We start from the raw sequence: 4,022 nt of genomic DNA, 5'->3' as shown, positions 1-4,022 counted from the left end.
ACATACGATGGAGAAACTGAGATGATTGAGGAGCTTGAAAGGGGTCTCCTTGGAGAGAGGCTCGGCGAGATATTAAGCACGCTCCCTGAAAGAATGAGGCGCGTGATAGAGATGAGGTTTGGCCTCGGACAACGCGAAGGGGAGGGGCCAAGATCCCTTCGGCAAATAGCCCAGGAGCTCGACCTATCGAAAGAGAGAATCCGGCAAATTGAAAGTAAAGCCCTCGAGGAAATGAGGCACCCTGACCACTCTCGAGAATTAAGAGACTTCCTTGACGACCCTGCAGTGATAGAAGGGGCTCCAGCAGATAAACAGTAGAGGAGTACTGTGGAGGTGAGAACATGACTGAGGAATCCGTATACCAGAGAATAGATAGATTTCACGCTCACCTTGACATCTGTAGTCAATGCAGAAATCACTGCTTTGACCTTTGTCCTACCGGTGCAAGACTTCTCACAGAAGCGGCTACGGGGAGCCAGGGGCCGAAAATAATCGTCGGTGGCGATGAGGGTGAGTGGAACAAAGGGACCAGGGTAGAGAAGACAAACAGTGATCCCGATGATACCCACCGGGATGGAGCAAAGGGTACCATAGTTGGCGCCTGGGGACCTGTTCCACCAGCCTTTAGAGCTGAGAGTCTGGCAAAGGGAAAGATGGAGCAGGATATTGTCTTTATCTATTTTGTTGAGTGGGACGATATGCCCGGGCTGCCAGTTGCTATAACCGACTGTCGACTTAAACCAGTCAAAGGAGATTGACAGTATTCGTGTACTGTAAGGAGATTGGATAATGGAACAGCAGCAAAGAGTCGATGATTGGAATGACAAGTATCCACCGGGTACGCTAGTCCACCTGGTGAATGACGACCAGCAGGTCGAGCACACCCGCACCCGGACCCCGGCATGGCTGCTAGGTGATGGAACCCCTGTCGTGTCGGTCGAGGGAAGGGCAGGCGGGTATATGCTGGACCGCATCACCCCGCCTGTGTATCTATAGGGGGTATACGCCCAGAATAAGGCCAGTATGAGGGCTGGCAGGACAAGTACAAATCGAGCAAGTCTCCGAGAGTGGACAGGCTACTTGATAAGGTAACCGTCCTGCCGGCCACTAACACATAGGCGTATAAGCTACGTTACACGCAGGAGGGAGAGGAGAGAAAAAGGTGTTCAAAGCCAAGTGTAGCAAATGTGGGACAGAGTTCGAGACGAAGCCCGGGGAGCTGAACAGTACAGCATACCTCGGCAAGGTCTCAATGTTGTACGGCTCTGGAGGTTACCTGCCAAAGTGTCCCGAATGTGAAAACTATCGAGATAACCAACTGATTGACAGTAACGGCCTACTATCAGAAGCGCTGAGGATTTAGGCGTGTAATAGGCGCGATACGCAGAGGAGAGTGTGGCAAGTATGCTTGACCCTGATGATAATCGAATCATAAAGGATGCAACGGAGGGCGGTGCCATCCTCGTTACCTGGGACCGTGTACTAAGGTCGGCTGCTGATGGTATTACGCCCTATGAGGCTATGGACCTTGCCATAGCTGAAGGCAGGGGAAATAAGGAGGCTCAGGCTGAGGTCTCTCGGCTGCGCGGGCTCTCTCCAGCCGAACTCACTGCCCTAGCGGATGCTGGTAATAAGACCTTTCAGCACTTTCGTCAGCACATCGAAGTTAGCCGGGAGTCCGCCAAGTTAATACGACAACTACGGGTGGAGAGAGACTATTCCTGGCGAACGGTCGCTCGATTCTTTTCCCAGGTATGGTGTGCGCCCTGGGGAGGGAACCAGCTCGCGGGTATGGTCATTTGCGAGAAGGCGGCAAAGCTGCTAGGTGAGGATTATCTCGAGCCACCATGGAATTAAAACCGGAATAAAAAAAGGGTTAAATAGTGTGGCGGAACAACGCTTAGACGAGGATGGCCAACCGGAAAAGAAGTGTTGGATATGTGGTGATTGGTGGCCGGCAGATACCGAGTTTTATTATCCCGGTTTTGCTCAGTGCAAGGCCTGTTACCTTGAAAGGAAATATGAGAAGCGCCGGAGACCGGTTACAGTAAAGTTAACAGGAATGTTAAGGGGACTATGATGCCGAATGGTATACCAATTGGTGAGCTGAACGAAGAGACTAAGCTGAAGTTAGGGCTGTCGAACGCTGATGTAGTAGTTTCACCGCGCATCAAGCTACTCGGCAGAATACTGGTTGCAGTGACAGATGCTTCCCAAAGGGAGGCAATGTGGGCGCTGGCCAGGGCGCGGGAAGTGCTGGGGAAAGCAGCCGACGCCGACCGCAAGGTGGAAACAGAGTTGAGAAAGAAAGCGAAGGCGCTAGCCGATGCGTCGGCGCGTAAACAGGACTAAAGTACCGTGGATGTGAAATATGACAGAGTCTAAGGTCACAGAAGGTTGGGGATTCCCGGGCCTGAGCAAGAAGGCTCACTATTTTGTTGAGCAGATGTCGCTCTGCCGTAAGTGGGGCTTCTACCGAGGGCCGTTAGAGCAGGGGCAAGATGACTCTCCTGACAACTGCGCTGCCTGCAAGAAGGAACTGGCCAAGAGAAAGGCAAAAGTCGCCAAGGGAGAGTGATGAAAGGAATTATTCTGGCAGCTGGGGATGGCGACCGGCTGGGTGTCCTGACGCTAGGGGTACCTAAGGCCCTGCTGGACGTCGGCGGCAGGCCGCTGATAGGCTATCCCCTCGCGGCACAGGCCGCGGCCGGTATTGATGAAATAGCCGTTGTCGTCGGCTACCTGGGGGACAGGATCTGGGAAGTTCTCGGTGACGGCAGCCAGTTCGGAGTCAGGTTGAGCTACATCCCCAATGATGACTATTGGGGAGGCAACGCGGTCTCGGTCCATAAGGCCCGCCAGTGGGTGCAGGGAGAGCCGGTAGTCCTCTGCATGGCGGACCACGTCATTGCAGAGGGGCTGGTCAAGCGCCTGGTGGAGAACGGCCCTGCCGAAGAAACCCTTTGCGTTGACCATAGCCCGGGAGAATACCTCAACATCGACGAGGCAACCAAGGTCGCCCTGGATGGTGACGGCTGTATCAAAAACATTGGTAAGGACCTGGCCCGGTGGGATGCCCTGGACACCGGGGTGTTTCTCCTGACGGGCCGCTTCTTCCATTTCCTCGACGGGCTTGTTCGGCGCCACGGCCTTGGCGTTGAGATTAGTGACGCTGTCCGGTTCATCGTGGGGCAGGGGCACCGTTTCCGAACCTGTGATGTCGGCGGGTGCTTCTGGATGGATGTAGACACCAAGGAAGACCTCGATACGGTCAGGGGTAGAGTGAGACCAGTATGAAAACCGGAGTCTATGACGGCTACGTTTCCAGGCATCTCAATCGCAGGATTTCGGAGCCATGTGCCCGGCTGCTGGCCAGGACGCCGGTGACGCCCAACCAGGTCAGCGTGGCTGCCTTTGGCATTTCCATCCTGTCCCTGGCATGCTTCCTTCTCGGGCAGAACATAGCTGCCGGCCTCCTGGTGCAGCTCTCTTCTATCGTTGACGGCGTCGACGGCAGTCTGGCCCGCCTCAAGGGGATGACGTCCACCTTTGGCGGCTTCCTTGACTCGGTGCTCGACCGCTACGCCGATATCGTAGTGGTCCTGGGACTTACCCTGTGGTCTCTGGCCAACGAGGCCTATCCCGGAATCTGGCTTGTCGGATTCCTGGCGGCCACGGGTACGGTCTGTGTCAGCTACAGTAGGGCGCGCATCGGCACAAACCACCAGCACCGGTTCGACAGCGGACTTCAGTCGGCGGCCTCCCGGGATATAAGGCTACTCGTGATTGCGGTCGGGGCCGTTGCCGGCCAGGGTTACTTCTGCCTGATCGCCATAGCTGCCCTGACCAACCTCACTGTTCTCTACCGCATCGCCTACGCGGAACGGTTTCTGAAGAGGGAGAGGAATGGAAAAGCTAACTGATAGAGAATTGAGAAGAGCTAGATTGGCGGGTAGGATTGCCCGGGTCCTTCGTTACTTCCTGTATCTCGTTATGGCGGGCTTGGCTGTGCTCATCGTAGC

Annotated in this window: 9 protein-coding genes; all 9 read left to right on the top strand. The window is 55.1% G+C overall.

What is annotated here, in order from left to right; all coding sequences use genetic code 11:
- The coding region (locus VMW13_05600; GenBank protein ID HUV44288.1) for a sigma-70 family RNA polymerase sigma factor at positions 1-318 on the top strand (318 nt) is incomplete at its 5' end.
- A gap of 23 nt (positions 319-341) precedes the next feature.
- On the top strand, positions 342-758 hold the full coding sequence (locus tag VMW13_05595; protein ID HUV44287.1) for a hypothetical protein: 417 nt from the start codon (positions 342-344) through the stop codon (positions 756-758).
- Between the two features lie 31 nt (positions 759-789).
- A complete protein-coding gene (locus tag VMW13_05590; GenBank protein ID HUV44286.1) occupies positions 790-996 on the top strand; it encodes a hypothetical protein in 207 nt (68 codons plus the stop codon).
- Positions 997-1,162: 166 nt separating this feature from the next.
- Positions 1,163-1,363 (top strand): hypothetical protein, encoded by a 201-nt coding sequence (locus VMW13_05585; protein ID HUV44285.1) that lies wholly within the window; start codon positions 1,163-1,165, stop codon positions 1,361-1,363.
- Positions 1,364-1,395: 32 nt separating this feature from the next.
- The gene (locus VMW13_05580) at positions 1,396-1,857 is read left to right on the top strand and encodes a hypothetical protein (protein ID HUV44284.1); all 462 of its coding nucleotides are present in this window, start codon (positions 1,396-1,398) and stop codon (positions 1,855-1,857) included.
- A 219-nt stretch (positions 1,858-2,076) separates the two neighbouring features.
- A complete protein-coding gene (locus tag VMW13_05575) occupies positions 2,077-2,352 on the top strand; it encodes a hypothetical protein (GenBank protein ID HUV44283.1) in 276 nt (91 codons plus the stop codon).
- A 19-nt stretch (positions 2,353-2,371) separates the two neighbouring features.
- The gene (locus VMW13_05570) at positions 2,372-2,578 is read left to right on the top strand and encodes a hypothetical protein (protein HUV44282.1); all 207 of its coding nucleotides are present in this window, start codon (positions 2,372-2,374) and stop codon (positions 2,576-2,578) included.
- Positions 2,578-3,297, top strand: a complete 720-nt coding sequence (locus tag VMW13_05565; protein HUV44281.1) for an NTP transferase domain-containing protein — start codon at positions 2,578-2,580, stop codon at positions 3,295-3,297. Before VMW13_05570 ends, VMW13_05565 begins: the two co-directional genes overlap by 1 nt.
- Positions 3,294-3,923, top strand: a complete 630-nt coding sequence (locus VMW13_05560) for a CDP-alcohol phosphatidyltransferase family protein (GenBank protein ID HUV44280.1) — start codon at positions 3,294-3,296, stop codon at positions 3,921-3,923. Before VMW13_05565 ends, VMW13_05560 begins: the two co-directional genes overlap by 4 nt.
- The last annotated feature ends 99 nt before the right edge of the window (positions 3,924-4,022 follow it).

It is taken from the genome of Dehalococcoidales bacterium, from assembly GCA_035529395.1.
GTDB lineage: Bacteria > Chloroflexota > Dehalococcoidia > Dehalococcoidales > Fen-1064 > DUES01.
Note: the sequence above shows the minus strand (reverse complement) of the source record. Positions and strands in the feature narration are given on the sequence as shown.